Raw genomic sequence first — 21,836 nt, 5'->3', positions numbered from 1 at the left:
GGATGGCGGCCAGTCTGGGCCAGAAGCCCGATGCAACCAAGGGCGCTGGCGTTCGCTCAGGCATCACGGAATCTTGGTTGTCGTGGTCACCGGCGCGGTCGACAACCAGGTCAGGCGCCAGGCACCGTCCTCGCGGCCACCGGCGAGGAAATAGGGCTGGAAGTCCAGCGGCGTGCGGTAGCCCAGACTCATGCGCAGCGTCGGCACTTCGGCGCCGGCCACTTCGCTGACCCAGTGTTCGAGCGGCGCCTCGGGCAGCCTCACTGTCTCGGCGGTCTTGAAGCCGTCGATCAGTGGGGTCGAGAAGACGAGGGGGCCTCGCGTCAACGCCACATAGCCCAGATCGAGCACCGTCTGGTGAACGGCGCTGCCGTCGGGCGCGCGCGATTCCTGCACATTGCGGTTGCGGCGCTGGTGCAGCTCGGCCTTCATCGGCAGGCACAGCCTGACGGTATCGCCGGGCTGCCAGACGCGGTCGATGGCGAGATAGCTGCCCGGCGTGCCGGCGAAGCGCTCACCGCCCACCACTGCATGGGCACCCTCGGCCCAGGACGGGCAGCGTAGCTTCAGCGTGAAGCGAGCGGGCGCATCAGGGTCAAGGGTCAGCGCCACGTCGCTTTCGTACGGATAGCCCGTCTCGATGCGCAGGCCCACGCCGCCGACGCGCGCCGTCAGCGGGCCGTGCAGATGCACCGTCAGCTCGCCCTCGCCACCGCTGACGGCCAGCGCCGGCAGCTCCTCCAGCGCCATCGCGCCGCTGCTCTTGCAGCAGCGCCAATACGTGGTGTGCACACGCCGCCCATTGGGGAAGCTGTAGTAGCACCAGTCCTCGCCATTGGGCGCGATAGAGCCCAAGAGATCGTTGTAGGCCGCGCGCTCGATCTCCTCGGCGTAGCGCGCATCGCCGCTGAGCTGCAGCAGCTCGCGGTTGAGCTGGACCCAGGCCAGCGTCGAGCAGGTCTCCACATAGGCCTCGGGCACAAAGCTGCCCGGCGCATTGAAGACCTCGCGCGACCGGTGGGCCACGCCGCCCCAGGGGCCGCCGCCCAGGCTCAGGTGCTTGTCACGGATGCCGGCCCACAGCGCATGCACGGCAGCGAGCAGCTCAGGCCGGCCGGTCGCACGGTGCAGCTTGGCCAAGCCGACGAGGTTCCACAGCAGCTGGTAGGCCTTGCCGGTGGCGATGTCGGCCGCGTCGGCGCCGGCCAGCGCGCGGCTCAGCAGGGCCAGCGGCGCGTGGCGGTCGGCCTGCGCCAGGATGCGCTCGGCCAGGTCCAGGTAGCGGCGCTCGCCGGTCGCGAAGTAGAGCTCGCAGGCCGGGTCCATCAGCACCGTGGCCGACATGCCGTGGTGGTTGCCGAGGTCGGTGATGTCGATCTCCGCCAGCGCGCTCGCGCAGAGGTCGCCGATGCGGCGGGCCGCTGCCAGCCAGGCCGGCTCCGCGAAATGACGGTGCGCTTCGAGCAGCCCCAGGATCAGATAGCTGTGCGTCCAGATGTCCCAGGTGCGCAGGCTCGGTGCGCCATCCCAGGTCTGCGGCTTGGGCGGCTGCTTGACCATGAAGCGGCGCGGCGCGGCATAGGTGCCGAGATAGCCGTCGGCTTCCTGCTGGGCGCAGAGGAAGTCGGCGACGGCGCGCACGTGAGACTCCAGCTCGGCGTCACCGCTACGGGCCGCAGCTCGGGAAGCAGCGACCAGCCATTTGCCGGCATGCTCGCCGTACCAGTCCCCCTCCAGGTTCTTGTCCGCGACGGCGCGCAGGAACAGCGCGATGGCCGGGCTATCGGGCCCGGCGATGAAGCGGTGCAGCCGGCCGCGGCGGCTGGCCTCGATGGCCTCGCCGAGCAGGCCGCCCAGTTGAACCTCAGCGCGCATCGACGACACAGCGAAAGCCCAGCATGCCGGAACGGTCCTTGCACGGCGCCATCAGCAGGTATTTGCCGTGCTGGTCCAGCCGGTAGGCCTGCGGGAAGTACCAGTGCGAGGTCTGCGGCTGGTAGCTGCTGCCGCCGCGCAGCACGGCGGCGCGGGTGTGGTTGTCGGCGTATTCATCGGTCCACTGCCAGACATTGCCGACCAGGTCCAGCACGCCAAACGGGCTGGCGCCGCGCAGGTGGGTGTCGACGTCGGCGGGCGGGGTCAGCGTGCGACCGGTGTTGGGCGGCGGCACGGCGCTCGCGTCCCAGGCCTCGCCCCAGGGATAGGCGCGGCCGTCGCCGCCTTGGGCGGCGTATTGCCACTCCCATTCATGCGGCAGGCGCTTGCCCGCCCAGGCGGCATAGGCGCGGGCGTCCTCGATGCCGACCCAGGTGACCGGCTTGTTGGCCCAGCCTGCGGGCGGCTCACCGTTCACCCAATGGCGCAGGAAGTTGTGCGCATCCGCCGGTTGATAGCGCGCGGCCAGCACGAAGGCATGGAACTGCGCGTTGGTCACCGGCGTGCGGTCCATGAAGAAGCGCGGCATGTCCATGCGACGGCGATGCTGGCGGCGCGGGCTGTCTTCCCATGGGTATTGCACGTCCAGGCCCGCCCAGGTCTGGCCCTCGACCTCGACGCCGCCGACGGCGAAGTCGAACTCACCGGCAGGGATCTCGACCATGCTCTCAGGTGCCTTTTCGACGCGCGGCGTGGGTGCAATGGCGACGAGCTGCTGCGTCAGCGGCCGCCAGGTCTTGTCGAGAGACTGCAGCGGCGTGCGCGCCAGCTCGGCCATGCGAGCCAGCAAAGACCCGTCCACCGACTCACCAGCCGCAACGGCCAGCAGCGCGCCAAAGCCCCGCGCCTCCAGCGCCACCGAGAAGATCGCCTGGGCACCGTCCACGCGCGGCTGCACCTCCGCGCCGTTCCACACATCAAAGTAGCGCGTGCCGGTCTCGTGTTCAACGGCGAGCTGCTCGCCATCGACCACATACTCGTTGCGGTTCACGATCGTCCACAGCCGCCGCCCATCGAGCGGAAAGCTGCTGGCAAACACACCCGCATGCAGCGTCGGCGCATAGGGCCGCCAGTCGCGGCTGACCAGCAGCGGTGCCAGCGCGCGGTACAGCGTCGCGATGCGCTTGAGCGTGGCGGCATCCCGGCCGGTGAAGCCGTTCCAGATGCCCCAGACGTTTTCCCAGGCGTTGTAGCCCACGCCGTTGAAGAAGCAGTACTGGAAATCGTTGTTGCGGTCGCGGCTCCAGCGGTTCTCGAGGTTGATCATGTGGCGGGGTTCCAGCCACTTGAACTTGGCGACAACGGGTACGACGTCCTGCGGCACCTTCTTGCCCCAGCTCTGCACATTCCAGATCAGCTGCTCCTCGCAGGAGATCGTCGACTCCGGCTGCAGCACGACGTAGCGCCCGCGCCGCTCGCAGGCGTCGAAGAAAGCCCGCGGCACGCCGTTGTAGGTGTCGCCGTTGATGCCGTCGGCACCGACGGCCTGCACGATGCCGGCGATGGCCTCCCAGTCGCTCTCGGCGTGCTCGCGAGTGCCGTGGTCCCAGGGCTTGGTGGGCAGGAAGACGCGCACGCCGCGGCGGTGGAAGGCGTCCACTGCGCGCTTGAGCCCATTCAGGCCGCCGGGCAGGTCGTGGGCCAGGTCGGTCTGGTTGCGGTCGTCGATGCCGATGTTGGGATAGACGTACCAGATCAGCACGCTGTCCAGGCCACCAAAGCGCTGCTCGAGGTCGTCGAGGTAGCGGTCCACCGTGTACTCGCCGGTGGCCGCGTCGAAGAAGAAGCGGTCCTCGACCATCATCTGCGCGTGCACGAAATTGCGCTGCGCCCATTGCAGCTCGGGGCGGCGGTAGTTGGCGTCGTCATAGCCGATGCGCACCAGGTGCTCGCGCCGCCAGTCGCGCAGGTCGCGCAGCCAGTCGTCGGCCGTGCCGTTGACGTCCATCTGCCAGTGGCCGATCTCGGCGAAGGGCCAGCCGGGCGCCTTGCCCGGCGTGGGCAGGTAGCGCTGTGTCGTGACGTGGGAGAACTTGTACTCGGCCATGGATTTATCGGGACTGCAGAAAGGACTCGACCTCGGCACGCGCCGGGATGCTGCTCTGCGCGCCTGGCCGCGTGCAGGCCAGGGCCGCAGCGACGCAGGCGAAGCGCAGCGCCTCGGGCCAGCGGGCGCCATTCGCCAGCTCGGCCACCAGGGCGCCGCAGAAAGTGTCACCGGCCGCGGTCGTGTCGACAACCTCGACGGCAAAGCCGGCTTGCTCGAACCAGGCCGCACCGCAGCGCGCCCGCACGCCGCGCGCGCCCAGCGTGACGACGACGCAGGGCACGTCCAGCGAGGCGATGGCCGCGTCGACGTCGTGCTGGATGCCGCTGATGGCGGCCAGCTCGCCTTCGTTGACGACGAGCAGGTCCAGCGCACCCAGCAGCGCGCGCGGCAGGGGTTGGGCAGGCGCGCCGTTCAGCGTCACGTTGAGCCCGGCGGCATGGGCGACGCGCGCGCAGGCCGTGACGGTGGCCAATGGCGTCTCCAGTTGCAGCAGCAGGTGGCTGTAGTGGCTCAGCGGCGGCAGGTGTTCGGGGGCCAGGCCGGCATTGGCGCCGGGCGCGACGGTGATGGCGTTCTCGGCGTCGTCGGACACGCAGATGAAGGCGGTGCCCGTGGCCAGGCCCTCGGGGCGGACGATGTGGGGCGTCACGCCAGCGGCGCGCAGCGAAGCTTCGAGCTCTGCGGCGTAGGCGTCCTTGCCGAGGGCGACGAGCATGTCCGTCGCCACGCCGCCAGCGCGCGCGCAGGCCACGGCCTGGTTGGCGCCCTTGCCGCCGGGGAAGGTCTGGAAGCCGCGGCCCAGCACGGTTTCGCCGGGCACCGGGATGCGCGGCGCGCGCACGACGAAATCGAGATTGGCCGAGCCGGCGACCAGGATGGCGGGAGGCTTCATCGCTCGAGGGCCTGGTAGACGAGGTTGTGAAAGGCGGCCGTCGGCCGCGGCGGGTCGGCCGCCAGGCCGCGCGACACATGCTGCATCAGCAGGAGGGCAACGAGGCGCTCGCGCGGGTCGACGGTGAAATAGGTGGTGGCCGCACCCGGCCAGCCGAAGGAGCCCTCGGAACCCAGCCGGCCGCGGCGGGCGACGTCCAGCACCATGGACACGCCCAGGCCGAAGCCCTCGCCGGGGCCAAGGTCGTTCCCGACGTCCAGGTGGCCGACCTGGTTCATGCGCATCAGCGCCACGGTCCTGGGCGACAGCAGCTGGCGGCCGCGCCACCAGCCCTCGTCGAGCAGCATCTGGGCGAAGCGCAGATAGTCATTCGCCGTTGAATAGAGGCCGCCGGCACCGCCGTCGTAGTCGCGCAGCGCCACGCCCGGCGCGTCGGCCGAGCGGGCCTGGGCGAGCACGAGGCGGCCGTCGTCGGCGACGCTCGTGATGTCGGCGACGCGGTGGCGCTGCGCGGCAGGCACCGTGAAGCCGGTGTCGCCCATGCCCAGGGGCTCGAACAGGCGTTCATGCAGGAACTGCGCGAAGGGCCGGCCCGACGCGACTTCGACAACGCGGCAGAGCACGTCGGTGTTGGTGCCGTCGTAGCGGAAGCGGCTGCCGGGCTCGACGGCCAGCGGCACGGCGGCGACGCGGCGCGCGAACGTCGCCAGGTCGGGCGCGGCCTGCGGGTCGACCGGCGCGCCGTCGGTGTCAAAACCCGAGGTGTGCGTCAGCAGATGACGCAGCGTGACCGGCCTGCGCGGCCTGCTGCCTTCGCGCAGGCGCTGGCCCGCGAACTCGGGCAGGTGGCGCTCGACGGGGTCGTCCAGCGTCAGCCCGCCCTCCTCCATCAGCATCAGCACGGCCACCGACGCGATCGGCTTGGTCATCGAATAGATGCGGAAGATCGCATCCAGCGGCATGGCCTCGCGGCGCGCGAGGTCGCGGTGGCCGTGGGCCTGGTGGTGCAGCACGCAGCCGTCGCGCGCCAGTAGCACGACGGCACCGAGGTGGCCGGGGCCGCGTGCACTGGCACGCGTGTCGCCTTCGAGGAAAGCGTTCAAGCGCCGCAGGCGCTCGACCGAGAAGCCGGCCGAGGCCGGCGTGCAGGCCGGCAGCGCCGGCTCGGCCCGCACCGGCCAGGCGGCAGCGGCCGCAGCGACCAGCAGCAGGCGCCGTGTCGGCTCGGGTCGGGAGGCAGGGGTCAGAAGGTCACCGTATGCGTCAACGACACGACGCGGCCTCGGCCGGAGGTGTAGTTGCGGAAGCCCACCACCTGCGACCAGCTCAGCACATAGAACTTGTTGGTCAGGTTCTCGATGCCCAGCGAGCTCTTGCCGCCATGGCCCCAGTCCCAGTTGGCGCTGAAGTCGAACAGCGTGTAGCCCTTGGTGTGCTCCTCGGCGCTGGTGCCGACGTTGAGGTCGCGCGAGCTCAGCTTGGTCGCGCCCAGCGTCACGTCGGCCTGGGGCAGGAAGCGCCAGGTGGCCGAAGCGCCGAGCTTGTCGGGGTTGATGTCGAGCACGCCCATCTGCTTGGTCAGCGGGCCGCCGCTGGTGAACCAGGTCTTGCCGGACGTGTGCGAATACAGCGCCGTGAACTTCAGGTCGCGCGTGGCGCGCAGCTCGCCGGTCAGCTCGTAGCCGCTGATGTTGACGGGCTGGCGCGACAGCAGGAAGTCGTTGGTGACCGGGTCGATGGACAGCGACTGGCCGAAGTCAGACTTGCTCTTGTAGTAGGAGCCGCCGAAGGAGCCCATGGCGCCACGCCAGTTGAAGCCGATCTCGTTGTTCTTCACGATGACGGCCTGCAGGTCCAGGATGCCGGCAACAGACTGGCCCGGGTAGCTGATGTTGCGCAGCGGGATACCGACGTTGGGCAGCGTGAAGCCCTTGCCGCTGGAGACGAAGGCCGACCAGCCGCCGCCGATCTTCCAGACCGCGCCAAGATTGGGCAGGTTGGCCTTGTAGTTCAGCGTGCCGCCCTTGACGTCCACGCGGTTGCGGAAATAGGTGGTCTTGTAGTCGGCCACCTCCAGCTCGCCGTCCTCGCGACGAAAGCCACCGGAGATCGTCAGCGGGCCGATGTCATAGGAGGCCTGGAACCACGGCGCAACGCTGCTGTAGTTCATCGGTGGCACCCACAGGCGGTCGGTCAGCGCCAGCCACTGCCTGGCGGTATCGTGCGTCAGGTCGACGCCCCCGCGCACCTCCAGCCCTTCGACACCGAAGACGTCGCCATGGCTGTAGGCATTGCGCAGGCCGTATTTGCGTGTGCGCACCTCGGACTGGTCGACCAACGTGCCCAGCGGCGCGATCAGCGGGTCCTGGCGGTCGGCACCGTTCTCGGCCGGGTAGCGCATCTTCTGGTCGGCGTAGTAGGCGTCCAGCGACAGCGAGCCGCCCCACAGGTCGTTGTGCTTGTAGGAAAGCGTGCTCTGCGAGAAGTCGTTGATCTCGCTGAGGGTGCCGAACAGGCCGGGCCGCTCGGAGGTGTTGGTGGAGCCAGCTGTGCGGTCACCGTCGACGAGGTGGTAGTTGCCCTTGCCCTCGATCTTGAACTTGGACAGCGAGGCCTGGATGCGCTGCTCGCGGTTGGCGCCGAAGTTGAAGCCGGCCTTGGCGTAGACGTTGTTGGCCGTGGAGTCGGCGACCGAACCGCTGGTGTTCAAGCCGATGCGCCGGCCGTGGCCGTCGTAGGTCATGCCGCGGTCGATGCGCGAGACGCCGCCGATGAAGTCCCAGTCGTCGGCCTTGAAGGCGTAGTTGGCGCCGAGCTTCCAGCCGGCACTGTCATCCTCGAAGGCCGTCGTGTAGCGCGCCGTCAGCGTGACCTCGCTGCCCATCTTGGTGGGCGACTTGGACAGGTAGTTGATGATGCCGCCCGCCGCGCCGATGCCTTCGGACGCCGACGGGCCGTTGATGACCTCGATGCGGCCGACCAGGCCCATGTCGGTGAAGCTGGCGTTGCGCGTGCCCTCGCGCAGCGGCGAGCCCTGGGGCACACCATCGAACAGGCGCAGCGCGATGCGGCCACGCAGGTTCTCGCCGGTGTTGCTCATGGCCTGAGATGACTCCGCATAGCCCGGCACCGTGCGCGACAGCACGGCCGTCATGTCGTCGGTCATGTTCAGCGTGTGGGCGATCTCTTCCTTGGTGATCAGCGTGACGGCACCCGGGATCTTGTCGACGGCCTTGGGCACGCGCGTGCCGGTGACGATGACGCGCTGGAGCTCGCTGCCGTCCGCGTTGGTGTCGGCATCGGTCGCGGCCTGCTGGGCCTGGGCGCCAGCCGCAGCCAGCGCGGCAACAGCGGCCAACGCGATGGCGCGGCGGGGGAAACGGGTGGTGTGGCCCTGGCCGGCCGGTGCTTGTCTCGTCATCTTTGTGCTTTCCATCGATCTGTGGGCGCGCCTTCTGCACTGACGCCGGTGGGCGTGGCGTGGCGGGCGCTGTGGCCCCAGTCTCAGCCAGTGCGTGACAAGCTCACACCCTCGCCACCTATGTTCAAGCCCAAGAATTTGTTGTGTGCCGATGCAGCCGGCTCAGACCAGGCCGGACACCGCACGTGCCTCGCGCAGAAAGGCCGTCACGAGGCGGTGCCGCACCGTGGCGCGCGACCACACGACGCCGATGCGGCGTGGCTCGCTGGGCAGGGGCAGGGGCAGGCAGACGACATCCAGCCCTTCCGGCCAGGGGCGCAACCAGTCCGGCACCAGCGACACACCCAGGCCCCGGTCCACCATAACGGCGATGGCGTTGAGCGCATTCAGCTCGAAGCGCTCCTGCGGCACGATGCCGGCGCGCTGCAGGTATTGGTCGGCGACGCGGCCGCCCCATTGCGTGCGGTCGTAGCGCACCAAGGGCTCGCTCGCCAGCAGTTCGTGCGGGTCGCGCGCCGCCCATTTGCGCGGCGCCAGCACGACGAGCTGCTCCTCGCGCAGCAGCTCCCAGCCACAGGTCTTGGGCAGCGGGAAGGGCGCCTCCAGCACGACGGCGGCGTCCAGGTCGCCGGCCTCGACGGCGCGGTATAGCTCGGGTGAATAGCCGGGCCGGATGAAGACCTTGAGCCTGGGATGCAACTCGACGAGGCGGGCCAGGATGTCGGGCACCAGGCCGGTCAGCGCATTGGTGCCGGCGCCCAGGCGCAGCTCGCCGGCCGGCGTCTCATCGGTGGCGATGGTGCTCAGGTCGGCCACGCCGCGCAGCAGTTCGCGCGTGCGCTCGAGGATGCGCGAGCCCGGCTCGGTGACATGCACCGAGCGGCCGGCGCGAGCGATCAGCGGCGCGCCGATCTCGCGCTCCAGCGTGCGGATCTGCTGGGCCACCGCCGCCGGCGTGATGTTGAGCACGCGCGCCGCGGCGGCCATCGAACCATGATCGACGACCGCGACAAAGGTGTGCAGGAACTGTGTCTCCAAGCTGCGTGTCCTGGCTCAGGGGCTGTGGCCGGCGAGGTTACTCCACAGCGTCTTGCCTGTAGATCGTCAGGCCGCGCAGCGAGCGCGTCGGCACCGGGAAGAACAGGCTGGCCAGATAGCCCACGACGATGCACAGCATGATGGACATGCCGAGATACAGGTAGGGGTGCAGCAGCTTGAAATACCAGGCCACCGTCGTCAGCACGATGGCCGCCGCGACGCCGATGGCCACGCCGGGCGAATTGGCGCGGCGCGTGAACATGCCCAGCGTGTAGGCGCCCGCGAAGCCACCACCGAGCAGGCCGGCCAGCTCGATGGAGACGTCGAACAGCGAGTGGATGTCATAGCGCGACAGCAGCAGCGCGAAGGCGATGCCCAGCAGGCCGGCGGCCACCGTCATCCACTCCGCGAAGCGCACGCTGCGGGCCGGGTCGGGGTTCTTCACGAGCTTCTCGTAGAAGTCCACCGAAGCCAGCGTCGACACGCTGTTGATGATGCTGGACAGCGTCGCCATCGCCGCGGCAAAGATGCCGGCAATGATCAGCCCCGTCAGGCCCGTGGGCAGCTCGGCGGCAATGAACAGGGGGAAGGTCGCGTCGATGCTGAGCAGCGGGTTCATGCGCTCGGGGTGGGCCTTGTAGAAGACGAACAGCGCCGTGCCGATGGTGTAGAAGACGATGCCGCCGGGGATCATGATGGCCGCGAAGGCCCAGATCGAGCGGCCGGCTTCCTTGGCGTTGGCGGTAGATAGCGTGCGCTGCATCAGCACCTGGTCCTTGGGAAAGGTCAGCACCACATCGAACAGCACCAGGAAGAGGAAGCCCCAGACCGTGGCCTTGCTGAGGTCGAAGCTGAAGTCGAAGACGCGGGTCTTGTTCTCCGCCGCTGCCGTGCGCATGAACTCGGCCATGCCGCCGTCCAGCGACCAGACGATGAAGGCGATGGCGAACAGGGCGCCGCCCATCTTGACGACGAGCTGCACGACGTCGGTCCACACCACCGCCTTCATGCCGCCCAGCGCCGTGTAGCAGATGGTGAACAGGCCCATCATCAGGATGCTCCACGTCACCGGGACGCCGGTGATGGTGGCGATGGCCAGCGACGGCAGGTAGAGGATGACGCTCATGCGGCTGCCGAGCTGGGTCAGCATGAACAGGCCGCTGGCCAGCATGCGGATGGCGGGGTGGAAGCGCGTCTCCAGGTAGGAGAACACGCTCATCAGGTCCAGCCGGCGCAGCAGCGGCACGATCCACACCGCGACGAACATCAGGCCGAGCACGGCGATGAGGTTGTTCGTCATGTACTGCCAGTTGGTCTCGAAGGCCTTGGCGGGGATGGCGATGTAGCTGATCGAACTCGTGTTGGCCGCGTAGAGGCTGACGCCCGCGGCCCAGAACGGGATCTTGCGGCCACCGACGAAGAACTCGGTCGTCGACTGGCGTTTCTCGCGCAGATAGAAGTACAGGCCCATGCCGAGCATGGCGGCGAGGTAGACGACGATGACGGCCCAGTCCAGCGGCTTGAGCAGCAGCTTGCCGGACTCGACCTCCAGCGTCGCTGCCTTGCCAGCGCTGTCCAGCCACAGCCAGCCGTCCTGCCAGGGCAGGGCCTGGGCCACGCCACTCAAGGCGCTGTCTGGCAGCTCGGCCCAGGACTGGGTGATGGTCTGCCAGCTCATCAGCCGCGGCGCGCCGCCAGCCAGGGGCTGGATGACGAAGAGGCTGTGTGCCTGGCCGGTTGCGCGCACCCAGGGGCCGGCCAGGCGGCCGGGCAGCAGGCCGCGCGCCTCCCAGCCGGCCTCAGGCGTCCAGCGCCACAGGCTGTCGGGCGCCGCGGGTGTGGCGCCCTCCTCCACGACGAAGACGGCGCGCGTCTGCGCGAACATGGCGCGCGCTGGGCTGGCGCCAGGCCGGGCGGCATGGATCTGCCAGCGCGCATCGGCGGCTTGCAGGGGCAGTTGCAGCAGCACCGGGCGACCCTGGCCGTCCAGGCCGGTCAGCCACAGCTCGTCGGCCGCCAATGCCACGCGAGCCGCGCGCAAGGGCGTTGGCAGCGCCGGCAAGGCTTGCGGCACCAGGCGCTGCTGCTGCAGCGTCAGCCGGGCCACGCCGGTGGTCTGGCCTTCTGTGCCCAGCAGCAGCACGGACTGGCCTGCCGCCGTCGCCGCGCCCAGTACCGGTTGCGTCCAGGCCTGCGGCCTCCAGCGTGCCGCGTCCACGTCCAGCAGCCAGGCGCCATCACCGCTGAAGGCGACCGCGCGGCCATCGACGGCGGCCAGCACCAGGGCGGTCGCAGGCAAGGCTGGCAGCGCCGAGCGGCGCAGGTTGACGAGGCTGTCGGCGCGCGCCGCGCCGGCCAGCAGGGCGAGCAGCAGCAACACGAAGAACGGCCGGCCCCAGGCCAGGAATCGGTCGGTCAAGGGGTCACTCCGCGGGAAGCTTGCAGCAGATGGCGCGCACGCTGGACAAAAGGAGCATCGATCATGCGGCCATCCAGCACGACGACGCCACGGCCCTCGGCCGCGGCCTGGCCGGCCGCGGCGACGACGCGTTCGGCCCAGGCCAGCTCATCGGGGCTGGCACCGAAGACCTCGTTGGCCAGCGCGACCTGGCGCGGATGGACGCAGCTCTTGCCGGCAAAGCCCAGGCGCCGCGCCATCTGAGCCTCGGCGCGAAAGCCGTCGAGGTCGGCGATGTCCGGGTAGGCGCCGTCATAGGCCGGCACGCCGGCAGCGGCCGCCGCCATGCGCAGCGCGTGCAGCGTTGCATGTACATTGGCGCCGTCGTGACGGGCGATGCCCAGGGGTTCATAGAGATCGGCCAGGCCGAGTTGCAGGCCGGTGACGCGGGGATGGGCGGCGCCGATGTCGCCGGCACGTGCAAGCGCGGTGGCGCTTTCGATGTTGACGAGCAGGCCGACCGGCGTGGCGCGGTTCGCGGCGGCCTCCAGGTCGCCGAGCAGCTTGGCGGCGTGCAGCACGTCGGCGGCCGACTCGGCCTTGGGCAGGTTGATCCAGTCCAGGCCCGGCTGCATCAACGCACGCAGGTCGTCCTCGAACCAGGGCGTGCCCGGCGCGTTGACGCGCACGATGACGAGAGGCCGTTGCCGCAGGGCCGCGGCGCGCGCCAGGGCCGCGGCGACGTCGGCGCGCGCCCGCTGCTTGGCTTCAGGCAGCACGGCATCTTCCAGGTCGAAGGAGAGGGCATCGGCCGCGCCACTCAAGGCCTTGTCGAACAGCTCCGGGCGCGCGCCGGGCACGAAGAGCTTGCTGCGAAAGCCGCGCAGGGTGGCGGCGGGAGACGGGCTGGACATGGCCGGCAGTGTGGGCTAACAGACCCCCAACCAAACCTGCTGTCCGGCATCTTCAAACGATAGTTTTGCTTGCGCCCGGCGGCGGCGCGGCGGCGGCGAGCTGGGTCGCCAGCCACTGCTCGAAATGCGACGGCGGCGCCTCGGCGGGCGCCAGCAGCCAATAGCTGTCGGGGCCCTGAACCAGCGTGGCAAAGGGCGCGAGCAGCTCGCCGCGCTCACACAGATCGCCGAACAGCACGGGCGACAGCAGGGACACGCCCAGGCCCTGCACGGCGGCTCGCGCCTCCAGCTCGTAGTTCGGAAAGCGCGTCGCGACAAAGTTCGGTCGCGCGCCAGGCCGGCCTGCCGCCTGGAACCAGGCGGGCCAGCGCGGGTCGGGGATCAGCGGCAGGCCGAGCAGGTCGTCCACCGTCCAGCTCTTGTTCTGCCCTGCCAGCCGCGGGCTGAGCATGGGCGTGCCCTGCTCGGGCAGCAGCTGGGTCGCACGGTAACCGGGCCGGGGTCCGCTGCCGCTGCGGATGGCGACGTCAAAGCTGCCGGCCGGTGACAGGCCCTGGCCGGCGTCCAGCTCGATCGCGTCCGCTCCGGCCAGCGCCTGGTAGCTGGCCAGGCGCGGCACCAGCCAGCAGGCAGCGAAGGTGGGCGCGCAAGTCACGCGCAGCGGCGGCCGCGCGCGGCGGCAGGCGTCGACAGCCGTGCGCATCAGCGCCAGCGCCTGCTCCACACCGGCCGCCAACGCCGCGGCGCGCGCCGTCACGATGAGCCTGGGGCCGTGGCGGCCGAAGAGCTTGACGCCGAGCTGGCCCTCCAGCGCGCGCATGCGCTGGCTGACCGCCGTCGGCGTGATCGCCAGCTCGTCGGCCGCGCGCGAGAAATTGCCGTGCCGCACGCAGGCCGCAAGCACGCGCAGCGACTCAAGCGGCAGCGCGGGCGAGTTCATGGCCATTTGAAGAGCGGCTTCACATCAAGCGCAGCAATCATCGTTTTGAGCGGCACGGGAGAGATTCCTAGACTGGGTTTCCAACCAGCGAGAGACCGCCACATGCCCACATCATCGACTCAAAACCTCGCCGCCTTTGCGATGCTCACCGCGCTGGCATGCACTCCTGCAACCGCCGCCGAACCGCCCGGCTACACGCTGGCGCGCCAGGGCGACATGCACGACTTCGACTTCCTAGGCGGCGCCTGGACCACGGTGCAGCGCCGCCTGAAGGCGCGCAACACCGGCAGCCGCGACTGGGAGGAGTTCCCGGCCAATCTGTGCCTGACGCACTATCTGGACGGCATCGCCAACGTCGACGAACTCCACATGCCCACGCTGGGCCGCCGTGGCCTGACGCTGCGGGCCTTTGACACGCAAAAGCGCCAGTGGTCCATCTACTGGGTCAGCAGCCCGTCGGGTCGGCTCGATCCCATCCCCGTCGTCGGCGGCTTTCAGGGCGGCCGCGGTGAGTTCTATGGCGAAGACAAGGACGGCGACAAACCGGTCAAGGTGCGCTTCATCTGGGAGAACCTGGACCGCGACCATGCCCGCTGGGCGCAGGCTTTCTCCTACGACGACAAGACCTGGGAGACCAACTGGACCGCCGAGTTCACGCGCGCAGATCCGGCCCGGCTCTGCGACCAGGGCCGGCCGCGGCGGTCCTGAAGTCCCCGGAAGACAAGCCCGCGGTCCGACACAGTCGACCACTCATCAGCAGGCCCAGGGCTTCGGGGCTGCTGAGCGTCAGATGCATCAAGGCGACTCGGTATCAGCCCAGCACATTGCCTGCCTTGAGCTCGCGCAGACGCTCACGCAGTCGTCGCAATGCAGCGTGGTGGATCTGCGAGATGCGGCCTTTGGTCAGCGCGAGACCCTGTGCAATTTCGTCGAAGGGCTGCTGTTGGAAGTAGTGTCTGAAGATCACTCGCCGTTCTACCTCGGGTAGCTGCTCGACAAGTTCGGCCAGTTGCCGGCTCAGTTGAGCAAACTCAATACGTGCATACGCGTTATCGGGCTCACCCGGCTCACCCGCTTGCTCGTACTCGCCCTCAAGTGCAAAACCCAGAGCCAACCCGATCGCAAGGTCGCCCAGCCGCTCAAGCGCGGATCTATCTTCCTCGGCATCTTCTTGGCGCAAAGACTCCGCTCGCTCGCGCGCCTGGTCGTGGCGGGCGGCAAACTGCCGCTGGAATTCGCTGTAGCTGGGCAGGCCATTGAGGATGGCCCCCTCGATTCGATAGGTGGCAAACGTCTCGAAGCGCACGCCACGTGCGGGCGTGTAGCGATCAATCGCCTCAAGCAGGCCCACGACACCCAGTTGCACGAGGTCTGCGAACTCCAATTCGTTGCCCAGCCTGCGCGCATAGACGCGCGCGGCCAGGCGCCGGACGAGGGGCGTGTAGGCATCCACCAGCCTGGCTCGCTCCGCAGGAGACTGGCGGCTGGCCCAGCTCGCAGCGTGCTCAGTGAATGGTGCCGAGGAGGGAACGGGTGACGATGTTCCAGCCATCGATCAGCACAAACAGCAGCAGCTTGAGGGGCACCGATACGGTGGTCGGAGGCACCATCATCATGCCCAGTGCCATCAGCACGCTCGCGACGATGAGGTCGATGAGCAGGAAGGGCAGGAAGATGATGAAGCCGATTTGAAAGGCCATGCGCAACTCGGACAGCATGAAGGCCGGGATGAGGTGCAGCATGCTGACATCGGCCAGGCTCTGTGGCCGTTCAGCTTTGGCCAGTTCGATCATCAGGCCAAGATCCTGCTCGCGGGTCTGCCTGACCATGAACTCCTTCAGCGGTTCGATGCCGCGCTCGGCGGCGACCGCCATCTTGGCCTTGCCGGCAAGATAGGGCTGCACCGCCTCGTCGTTGAGCCGCTGCAGCACCGGTTGCATGGAGAACAGCGTCAGGAACAGCGCCAGGGTGATGATGACGACGTTCGGCGGCGACTCCATCAACCCGATGGCATGGCGCAGCATGGACAGCACGACGACGATGCGCACGAAGCAGGTCATGCAAATCAGCGCAGCAGGAATGAAGCTGAGTGCCGTGAGCCCCAGGAAAATGCGCAGGGCCGAGGCCATCTCCGGAGACTGTGCCCCTTGTTCGGCCAGGTTCCAAGGCGAAGGTGGTGTACCCGCAGCCCATGCCACGCCGGCAGTGAGCAGCAGGCTCGCCGCGAACAAACGATGCAACTTCATGCCTGCTTTACCTCGTCCTCTGGGTCGTCGCGCAGGCATTGCGTCCCTGCAGGACCGACGCTGAGCAACAGGCGCCTCCCGGCATAGCGCGTGACGACGAGCTGGGTCTGCCCGCTCAGGCTCCGGCTCTCCAGCACATCAATCAACGTCGACCGACCTCGCGGCCATGCCTTCGACACCAGGCTGCGGCGACGCAGGCCCCAGATGATCACCACGAGCGCAACGAGGCAGAGCATGGTCGCCAGACCCCATTGGGAGCCGCTTGGAAGCCCTGTGTCCTCGGCTACCCGGAAGGGAATGGCCGCGCTGGCTGAAGTGCCCGGAGGGTTCATGACTGGGATTCGTGGGGTGCGACCTGCACGATGCGGATGCCGAACTGCTCGCCCACGGCGACCAGCTCGCCCCGGGCGATCACGTTGTCGCCCAGCATCACGTCAAAGGGCGCATTGAGGGCTCGGTCGAGCGTCAGCACCGCGCCCTCCCGCAGAGAAAGAATCTCGCCCACCTTGCTGCTGGCATGACCAGCAACCACGGTCAGCTGGGCCTTGACGCCTGCCAGGGCGGCAAGGCGCTGGCTGGGAGCGGCGGATTGGGAGCCGGGCTGCTCTGCAAGCGCGGGAAGTTCAACGGATTGGATCGTCATGGCAGTAGGAACCAGATCAGGAAGCCAGCCAGCGCAAGGCACGCTGGGGCGGGTTGGCGATCGTGCCGAGATGGCCGGACAGTTCAAGCGAGCTGCCGAGCGCCAGGACACGAAGCGGCGCATCGAGCGACTCTTTCAGCAGCAGGACGTCACCGGGCGCGAGCTGCATCAACTCCTCGACGTTGATGTCTGCTTTGCCCAGCTCGGCCATCAGGGGCACAGGCGTATCGGCGAGAGCTTGTTCGAGGTTCACTTTGGGCAATGCCGCAGGCGCCGGCGACTTCAGCCTCCCGGACGCCCGCAGCTGCGCGCATGTCATTACAAATCCACAGCGTTGGCCGAGCATGTCAACCGCGATGCGAATGCCTTGGTCACCCAAGGGCCCGTGCTCCTCTGCGGCCGTCGGCTTTACCCCAAATACCTCACGGACCTGAAGCTGCAATGAGGCGATCACACGCTGGACGACTACGCCGACCAGCGGCGATCCATGGGCGTCGAAGCTGAAGAGGGCCTGAGCCAGGGACTGCTTCCACGCCGGAGGCAGCTCGCCCAACAGATCGACAAAGTCGAGCGCATCCGTGGCACCAGCGGCAACCGGCTGGCATTGCACTGGCCCCGGCGCAGGAACGTTCCACCTGACCGCCCAGCTCGACAGCAGGCCGCCCACCTCCTGGGCGATCTCGCCGCAGATCGCTTCAGGCAGCCAGGTGAGGCGACGAACAGAGCTCAACGGTGACCCTTCATGTCAAACAGGTCTTGCAGCAGCTCGTTGGCCGTCGAGACGATCCGGGAGGACGCTTGATAGCCGCGCTGGGCAACGATGAGGTCCGAGAACTCGGTCGCGAGGTCGACGTTGGAGCCTTCGATTTGATTGGAGCCAATGCTGCCGAAGCCGGCCTGGTTCGCCTGCCCGACATGCACGCCTTGCCGTGAGTCGTAGGTGAAGTCGCTGCCGTCTTGCGGCTTGAGCTCCGCGTTGGCATCGAACCTGGCCAGCGCGACCTTGGAGCCTTTCGCAGTCTGGCCGTTCGAGTAGGTCAGGCTCATCGTGCCGTCGGCCTCGAAAGCGATCTGGCTGAGCGTGCCCACGGCATAGCCGTCACTGCTACCAATGGCCAAGGTCGACGAGGAGCCGGTATCGAAGCTGGTGACGTTGCCCGAAAAATCGAGGGTGACGCTCGTCCCGGCCACGCCCGGGGGCGTATAGGTGAAGCTCAGCGCGTTTGCAATGGGCGACGGAATGCCGCTGACGAACTGAATCTCTCCGCTTGCCACATCGGTGGTCCCGTCCGTGACCTTGACCACCCAGGTACCGGCCGCCCCGGTCTTGGGTGTGAAGTTGACCTTGAGCGTGTGCTCGCCGCCGACAGCGTCCACGAGCTTGAGGCTGGACAGGTTGAACTCCGTGGCGCTGCTCGAGAGATTGCCGGTCATCTTCACCGCCGTCGTCGCCTTCGGCGCGTAGATGCGCAGGCCGTCCAGCGTGATGGGCGTCTGGGCGCTTGCGGTCGTCAGGCCGATCACTTGCCTGTTCGTTCCGCGTGTGACGAGCACACCGTCGCGATCGAATTCAAACTGACCGGCACGCGTGTAGACCGCCTCGCCAGAGTCCTTCTCACGGGTAACGAAGAACCCTTCACCGTTCACGTTCAGATCCAGCGGGTTGCCCGTCTGACGGAGCTCACCACTCTGAAAGTTCACGACGGTGTGGCTGAGCGCCACGCCACCGCCGAACTGGGTCGCGCCATCGGTGGCCTGCCCCGAGCCGTCGCCAGGACTGGCGTAATAGCGGCTAGCGAACAGCGAGTCGCTGGCCTTGAACCCAGGTGTGTTGAGGTTCGCGATGTTGTTGCTGATGACCTTGAGGTCTGCAGAGAAGGTCTGCAATCCGCTGGTGCCGATGAAGATGGAGTCGAGCATGGCGCTTCCTTTGGATTCGTCTAACGGACGGCCGTGACGCTGGCCAGGTTGATGTCGGCGACAAGGCCACCGCTGCTGGTTTTAACGGTGAGGCGCGGCGCTCCTGAGGTGAACGACAGCGCGGTGACGGTTCCGGATGTGGCGCCGGTTTCCGTCGTCACATCCACGGTTTTTCCAAGCAGGCCCACCGACTGCATCGATGCCTGTGCTGTCAGCAACGAGCCAAGCTTGTCGTTCATCTCCTGCGTTTGCTGCAGCGATGTGAATTGCGCCAACTGGGTCACGAACTCCTGGTTATCCATGGGCTTGAGCGGATCCTGGTTGCCCAGCTGGGCGACAAGGATCTTTAGAAAGTCCTGGATGCCGATCTGAGTGACTGCGTTTGCAGCGGCGGTACTAGTTGCCATGGGGAGTGGTTTGAATGTTGGAAGTCTGTTGTGGGGCCGGCTCAGCGGACGAGCTGCCATCGCTTGCCATGCCGTCTTCCACTGCAGCGTCGCCATGCCTGCGTTGGTGTCCGTTGACAACAACCTGCACACGCGCATAACCGGCCTGCATCAGCGCCCTTGCGAGTTCCTGCGCCGCCACCTGCGATTCAAGGGAACCCAGCTGCGCGTCCCTCATGGACGCCAGGACTTCCTGCTCGTTCAATTCGCGCAGCATCAAGTGCTGCGACGCGGGCTCGCTCTCCGGATTGGTGGCCGAAAAGCGAGGCCGCGCCCGGGCCAAAGCTTGCGCATCACCTTCGTCGATGGGAGATGGCAAGGCCGACGGGCCTTTGCTGAGCAAAGCAAGAGGCGCCGACCGAGCGTCGGTTGACATACCCGTCGCCAATGCCGGGGCTTCTTCCGCGGTAGCGCTGCCGGCCAGGGTTTGCGTACCCCAGTTGCGACCGGGAGACATGATGGCCGCGCCGGCCATGACGTTGATCTCCAAGGCGCTCATGTCGGAGCCAACGCCCGCGTCAAACTGCACGAGCGATGGCATGGAATCGATCGCCGTCGGCGCCGCGATCTTGGCGTCTGCCACCTTCCCATCCCCCGTGCGGGCACCCTGGCCCGGCGCGCCAGACAGCGCACCGGTGATGGCTGCTGCGGTCTCAAGCGCGGTGCTGCGCGAGCCGTCAAAGACGCCAGGCCGTCCAAGAGCGTGGACCGATCTCGGTGATTCCATCGCGACGGGTCGTGACGGGGGACCATCTGCGAAACCGGGATCATCGGTTCGGGCATCGGCGCCCTGCGAAATGCGTGCTGCATCTTTCGCCATCCTGGCGGGGGCTGCGTAATCTGCATGGGCGCCGCCGCCCTTCGCTTCAACGTGAGTGCCGGCCTTTGCTTCAACGTGGGTGCCGGCCTGACGCGAAGCAGGGCGAGAAGCCAAGCCAGAGACGCTAGCGGCGGCGCTGGAGCTGGTGGCACTGGAATCCGCCTCTGCGTTCGAGGCCTCCATCTGGAACCCGGCTTGGGGCTGAAGCTGCTGCGCCTGTCCCCAGGTGTCCAACCATTGGCGTTCGAGGTCCTGCAGCAGCCGCCTTTGCATGACCGCGCTGTCGTCGAGCCGATCTTTCGGCGGGGCATTGCCATGTATCTGAGTCATTTCAACCTTCCGACAAAGAAGCTTTCCGTTTTTTACCGTCGACAACGTCGAAGGACTCTCCAGCCGCCCCGTTCCGTTCAGCGTGAGCGGCGCCGCCAGCAATCCGTCCCAGCAGCCATGCTTCCGCATTGCTCTGAAGCTCGGTGGCCCTCGCGCTGCGCCGCAACTGCTCTGCCGACTGTCTGGCGATCTTTTCCAATGTGCGCTGGACGGCGTGGCTTTGTTTCAGTTCAGCCACCGCTGCATCCACCTGCTCGCGACACGCCTGCTGAGCGTGCTCGGCTTTCACGGCCTCGTCGCTCAGGAAGCCGTGGAAGCGCAAGTACACCGCATCGATTTCCCGGCTCGAGGCGGCAGCATGGCGCCGATTCGCCCAGTCCTGGCGCAACGACTTGAGGTCCCCCATCGCGCTGTCCCTGAGTTGCTCAGCCTCGAACAGCTCGTCCCATGCATGCCGGGTGCGCTGGAGGTGATCCAGGGTCTTGGCCTGGTGAGCCCGGACCGCGGTATGAAGCCAAGTCTTGCGCGACTTCATGAGGCGGCCTGCCTGGCGAGCGCATGAGCCAATGCCGTGCGCGTTTCTTGAAGGGTGGAGCGGGCTGCCGTCGCCTGTCGCAGGAAACCGTTGATGCGGTCCCAGTTCTGAAGCGCGTGATCCAACGATGGATTGYTGCCGGCCTTGTACAGGCCCATGTCCACCATTTCATGCTGACGCTTGTGGACCGCGAGCAGCGAGCGAAGCTGCTGAGCCAGTTCGTGATCACCAGCGTCCAGCAGATCCGCGTCGAGGCGGCTGACGCTGCTCAGGACGTCGATGGCCGGGTAGTGGCCACCACTGGCCAGTTCGCGGCTCAGAACGATGTGCCCGTCCAGCGTGGCCCGCAGCGCATCCGCGACGGGCTCATTCATGTCGTCGCCTTCCACCAGCACGGTGTACAGCGCGGTGATCGATCCCATGCCCTGCAGGCCGCCGCAGCGCTCGCACAGAGAGGGAATTGCGGAGAACACCGACGGCGTGTAGCCGCGTGCGGTAGGGGGCTGACCTGCCGCGAGGTCGATCTCGCGCCTGGCCATGGCGAAGCGGGTGATCGAATCCATCATCAACAACACATGCCGTCCCTCGGCCCGGAAGTACTCGGCAATGCTGGTCGCGGTATGCGCGGCGCGAGCACGCACGACCGCGGGTTGCTCGGCAGTCGCGACAACGATCACCGTACGCGCCAGCGCCTCGGGGCTGAGCCGCTTCTCGATGAATTCCTGCACTTCGCGGCCACGCTCGCCGATCAAAGCGATCACGGCGACATCCGCCGTCAGGTTGCGCGCCAGCATGCCCAGCAGGGAGCTCTTGCCAACGCCGCTGCCCGCGAAGATGCCCATACGCTGGCCCTTGCCCAGCGGCAGCATGGCGTCGATGGCACGGATGCCCGTCTCCAGCGATTCGCTGATAGGGGCGCGGGCAAGCGGGTTGAGGGGAGGCGGATGTAGCGGCATCTCCAGCGTTGGCCCCACCGGAACTATTTCCAGCGGGCGAGCAAAAGCGTCGACCACTCGGCCCAGCAAGCCTGGGCCGACATGCACGCTGGGCTGAGCGTCCAAAGCAAGCACTTCGGTTCCGACGATCAAACCCTTGCAGTGCCCATACGGCATCAGCGTCACACGTTGGTCGTGGATGGCGACAACCTCGGCCTCGATGCGGTCGCCCTCAGGCGTGCGCAGCTCGCAAATATCGCCAAGGGCCACCGCCGGACCCGAGGATTCGACGCCGAGGTCCGTCACGCGCGTGACCCGTCCCACGCGCCTGTACAGCGGCAGGCGTGCGAGCGCTTGAGGCCAGGTCGACACA

General features: G+C 67.8%; 20 protein-coding genes. 1 reads left to right on the top strand and 19 read right to left on the bottom strand.

Going from position 1 to position 21,836, the window contains the following annotated elements; translation table 11 throughout:
* Positions 1 to 63: 63 nt before the first annotated feature.
* From ACXJKJ_RS17360 to ACXJKJ_RS17320, 9 genes are all read right to left on the bottom strand, one after another.
* The gene (locus ACXJKJ_RS17360; RefSeq protein ID WP_457391274.1) at positions 64 to 1,875 is read right to left on the bottom strand and encodes a glycoside hydrolase family 127 protein; all 1,812 of its coding nucleotides are present in this window, start codon (positions 1,873 to 1,875) and stop codon (positions 64 to 66) included.
* The gene (locus ACXJKJ_RS17355) at positions 1,865 to 3,982 is read right to left on the bottom strand and encodes a formylglycine-generating enzyme family protein (RefSeq protein WP_457391273.1); all 2,118 of its coding nucleotides are present in this window, start codon (positions 3,980 to 3,982) and stop codon (positions 1,865 to 1,867) included. Before ACXJKJ_RS17355 ends, ACXJKJ_RS17360 begins: the two co-directional genes overlap by 11 nt.
* Positions 3,983 to 3,986: 4 nt before the next feature.
* The gene (locus ACXJKJ_RS17350; RefSeq protein WP_457391272.1) at positions 3,987 to 4,877 is read right to left on the bottom strand and encodes a ribokinase; all 891 of its coding nucleotides are present in this window, start codon (positions 4,875 to 4,877) and stop codon (positions 3,987 to 3,989) included.
* Positions 4,874 to 6,052 carry a serine hydrolase domain-containing protein gene (locus ACXJKJ_RS17345; protein WP_457391271.1) on the bottom strand — a complete coding sequence of 393 codons (1,179 nt, stop codon included), beginning with the start codon at positions 6,050 to 6,052 and terminating at the stop codon, positions 4,874 to 4,876. Before ACXJKJ_RS17345 ends, ACXJKJ_RS17350 begins: the two co-directional genes overlap by 4 nt.
* 68 nt (positions 6,053 to 6,120) lie before the next feature.
* A complete protein-coding gene (locus tag ACXJKJ_RS17340) occupies positions 6,121 to 8,298 on the bottom strand; it encodes a TonB-dependent receptor (protein ID WP_457391269.1) in 2,178 nt (725 codons plus the stop codon).
* A 162-nt stretch (positions 8,299 to 8,460) separates the two neighbouring features.
* Positions 8,461 to 9,336: a LysR family transcriptional regulator gene (locus tag ACXJKJ_RS17335; RefSeq protein WP_457391267.1), complete on the bottom strand. Its 876-nt coding sequence runs from the start codon at positions 9,334 to 9,336 to the stop codon at positions 8,461 to 8,463.
* Between the two features lie 37 nt (positions 9,337 to 9,373).
* Positions 9,374 to 11,755 (bottom strand): sodium:solute symporter, encoded by a 2,382-nt coding sequence (locus ACXJKJ_RS17330; protein WP_457391266.1) that lies wholly within the window; start codon positions 11,753 to 11,755, stop codon positions 9,374 to 9,376.
* Positions 11,752 to 12,648 carry an HpcH/HpaI aldolase/citrate lyase family protein gene (locus tag ACXJKJ_RS17325; RefSeq protein WP_457391264.1) on the bottom strand — a complete coding sequence of 299 codons (897 nt, stop codon included), beginning with the start codon at positions 12,646 to 12,648 and terminating at the stop codon, positions 11,752 to 11,754. The genes ACXJKJ_RS17330 and ACXJKJ_RS17325 overlap by 4 nt, the downstream gene beginning before the upstream one ends.
* A gap of 52 nt (positions 12,649 to 12,700) precedes the next feature.
* Positions 12,701 to 13,588: a LysR substrate-binding domain-containing protein gene (locus ACXJKJ_RS17320; protein WP_457391263.1), complete on the bottom strand. Its 888-nt coding sequence runs from the start codon at positions 13,586 to 13,588 to the stop codon at positions 12,701 to 12,703.
* A 102-nt stretch (positions 13,589 to 13,690) separates the two neighbouring features.
* On the opposite strand from ACXJKJ_RS17320, the gene ACXJKJ_RS17315 reads away from it, so the two are divergent.
* Entirely contained in the window at positions 13,691 to 14,296 is a 606-nt protein-coding gene (locus ACXJKJ_RS17315; protein ID WP_457391261.1) for a hypothetical protein, read from the top strand.
* Positions 14,297 to 14,399: 103 nt separating this feature from the next.
* Here the strand turns inward: ACXJKJ_RS17315 and ACXJKJ_RS17310 are convergent, their stop codons facing one another.
* Genes ACXJKJ_RS17310 through ACXJKJ_RS17265 form a run of 10 tightly spaced genes read right to left on the bottom strand, consistent with a single transcriptional unit; the run spans position 14,400 to position 21,835 of the window.
* Complete coding sequence (locus ACXJKJ_RS17310; RefSeq protein WP_457391259.1) at positions 14,400 to 15,140, bottom strand: sigma-70 family RNA polymerase sigma factor; 741 nt, start codon at positions 15,138 to 15,140, stop codon at positions 14,400 to 14,402.
* The gene (fliP, locus tag ACXJKJ_RS17305; RefSeq protein ID WP_457323214.1) at positions 15,094 to 15,834 is read right to left on the bottom strand and encodes a flagellar type III secretion system pore protein FliP; all 741 of its coding nucleotides are present in this window, start codon (positions 15,832 to 15,834) and stop codon (positions 15,094 to 15,096) included. The genes ACXJKJ_RS17310 and fliP overlap by 47 nt, the downstream gene beginning before the upstream one ends.
* Positions 15,831 to 16,166 (bottom strand): flagellar biosynthetic protein FliO, encoded by a 336-nt coding sequence (locus ACXJKJ_RS17300; protein ID WP_457391258.1) that lies wholly within the window; start codon positions 16,164 to 16,166, stop codon positions 15,831 to 15,833. Before ACXJKJ_RS17300 ends, fliP begins: the two co-directional genes overlap by 4 nt.
* Positions 16,163 to 16,477 carry a FliM/FliN family flagellar motor switch protein gene (locus ACXJKJ_RS17295; RefSeq protein ID WP_457323212.1) on the bottom strand — a complete coding sequence of 105 codons (315 nt, stop codon included), beginning with the start codon at positions 16,475 to 16,477 and terminating at the stop codon, positions 16,163 to 16,165. Before ACXJKJ_RS17295 ends, ACXJKJ_RS17300 begins: the two co-directional genes overlap by 4 nt.
* Positions 16,478 to 16,493: 16 nt before the next feature.
* Positions 16,494 to 17,207: a FliM/FliN family flagellar motor switch protein gene (locus ACXJKJ_RS17290; protein ID WP_457391256.1), complete on the bottom strand. Its 714-nt coding sequence runs from the start codon at positions 17,205 to 17,207 to the stop codon at positions 16,494 to 16,496.
* On the bottom strand, positions 17,204 to 18,397 hold the full coding sequence (locus tag ACXJKJ_RS17285) for a flagellar hook protein FlgE (protein WP_457391254.1): 1,194 nt from the start codon (positions 18,395 to 18,397) through the stop codon (positions 17,204 to 17,206). Before ACXJKJ_RS17285 ends, ACXJKJ_RS17290 begins: the two co-directional genes overlap by 4 nt.
* A 20-nt stretch (positions 18,398 to 18,417) precedes the next feature.
* A complete protein-coding gene (locus ACXJKJ_RS17280) occupies positions 18,418 to 18,804 on the bottom strand; it encodes a flagellar hook assembly protein FlgD (protein WP_457323209.1) in 387 nt (128 codons plus the stop codon).
* Complete coding sequence (locus ACXJKJ_RS17275) at positions 18,794 to 19,993, bottom strand: hypothetical protein (RefSeq protein ID WP_457391252.1); 1,200 nt, start codon at positions 19,991 to 19,993, stop codon at positions 18,794 to 18,796. Before ACXJKJ_RS17275 ends, ACXJKJ_RS17280 begins: the two co-directional genes overlap by 11 nt.
* Position 19,994: 1 nt before the next feature.
* The gene (locus ACXJKJ_RS17270; RefSeq protein WP_457391251.1) at positions 19,995 to 20,528 is read right to left on the bottom strand and encodes a hypothetical protein; all 534 of its coding nucleotides are present in this window, start codon (positions 20,526 to 20,528) and stop codon (positions 19,995 to 19,997) included.
* The gene (locus ACXJKJ_RS17265) at positions 20,525 to 21,835 is read right to left on the bottom strand and encodes a FliI/YscN family ATPase (protein ID WP_457391250.1); all 1,311 of its coding nucleotides are present in this window, start codon (positions 21,833 to 21,835) and stop codon (positions 20,525 to 20,527) included. Before ACXJKJ_RS17265 ends, ACXJKJ_RS17270 begins: the two co-directional genes overlap by 4 nt.
* Position 21,836 lies beyond the last annotated feature (1 nt).

Source organism: Roseateles sp. P5_E1 (assembly GCF_054049335.1).
Note: the sequence above shows the minus strand (reverse complement) of the source record. Positions and strands in the feature narration are given on the sequence as shown.

What these genes read in the sequence shown, in the direction of transcription:
- ACXJKJ_RS17360 (WP_457391274.1), bottom strand. Translation starts at nt 1,875, where the DNA reads ATGCGCGCTGAGGTTCAACTGGGCGGCCTGCTCGGCGAGGCCATCGAG.
- ACXJKJ_RS17355 (WP_457391273.1), bottom strand. Translation starts at nt 3,982, where the DNA reads ATGGCCGAGTACAAGTTCTCCCACGTCACGACACAGCGCTACCTGCCC.
- ACXJKJ_RS17350 (WP_457391272.1), bottom strand. Translation starts at nt 4,877, where the DNA reads ATGAAGCCTCCCGCCATCCTGGTCGCCGGCTCGGCCAATCTCGATTTC.
- ACXJKJ_RS17340 (WP_457391269.1), bottom strand. Translation starts at nt 8,298, where the DNA reads ATGACGAGACAAGCACCGGCCGGCCAGGGCCACACCACCCGTTTCCCC.
- ACXJKJ_RS17325 (WP_457391264.1), bottom strand. Translation starts at nt 12,648, where the DNA reads ATGTCCAGCCCGTCTCCCGCCGCCACCCTGCGCGGCTTTCGCAGCAAG.
- ACXJKJ_RS17320 (WP_457391263.1), bottom strand. Translation starts at nt 13,588, where the DNA reads ATGAACTCGCCCGCGCTGCCGCTTGAGTCGCTGCGCGTGCTTGCGGCC.
- ACXJKJ_RS17315 (WP_457391261.1), top strand. Translation starts at nt 13,691, where the DNA reads ATGCCCACATCATCGACTCAAAACCTCGCCGCCTTTGCGATGCTCACC.
- ACXJKJ_RS17310 (WP_457391259.1), bottom strand. Translation starts at nt 15,140, where the DNA reads ATGGCTGGAACATCGTCACCCGTTCCCTCCTCGGCACCATTCACTGAG.
- fliP (WP_457323214.1), bottom strand. Translation starts at nt 15,834, where the DNA reads ATGAAGTTGCATCGTTTGTTCGCGGCGAGCCTGCTGCTCACTGCCGGC.
- ACXJKJ_RS17300 (WP_457391258.1), bottom strand. Translation starts at nt 16,166, where the DNA reads ATGAACCCTCCGGGCACTTCAGCCAGCGCGGCCATTCCCTTCCGGGTA.
- ACXJKJ_RS17295 (WP_457323212.1), bottom strand. Translation starts at nt 16,477, where the DNA reads ATGACGATCCAATCCGTTGAACTTCCCGCGCTTGCAGAGCAGCCCGGC.
- ACXJKJ_RS17285 (WP_457391254.1), bottom strand. Translation starts at nt 18,397, where the DNA reads ATGCTCGACTCCATCTTCATCGGCACCAGCGGATTGCAGACCTTCTCT.
- ACXJKJ_RS17280 (WP_457323209.1), bottom strand. Translation starts at nt 18,804, where the DNA reads ATGGCAACTAGTACCGCCGCTGCAAACGCAGTCACTCAGATCGGCATC.
- ACXJKJ_RS17275 (WP_457391252.1), bottom strand. Translation starts at nt 19,993, where the DNA reads ATGACTCAGATACATGGCAATGCCCCGCCGAAAGATCGGCTCGACGAC.
- ACXJKJ_RS17270 (WP_457391251.1), bottom strand. Translation starts at nt 20,528, where the DNA reads ATGAAGTCGCGCAAGACTTGGCTTCATACCGCGGTCCGGGCTCACCAG.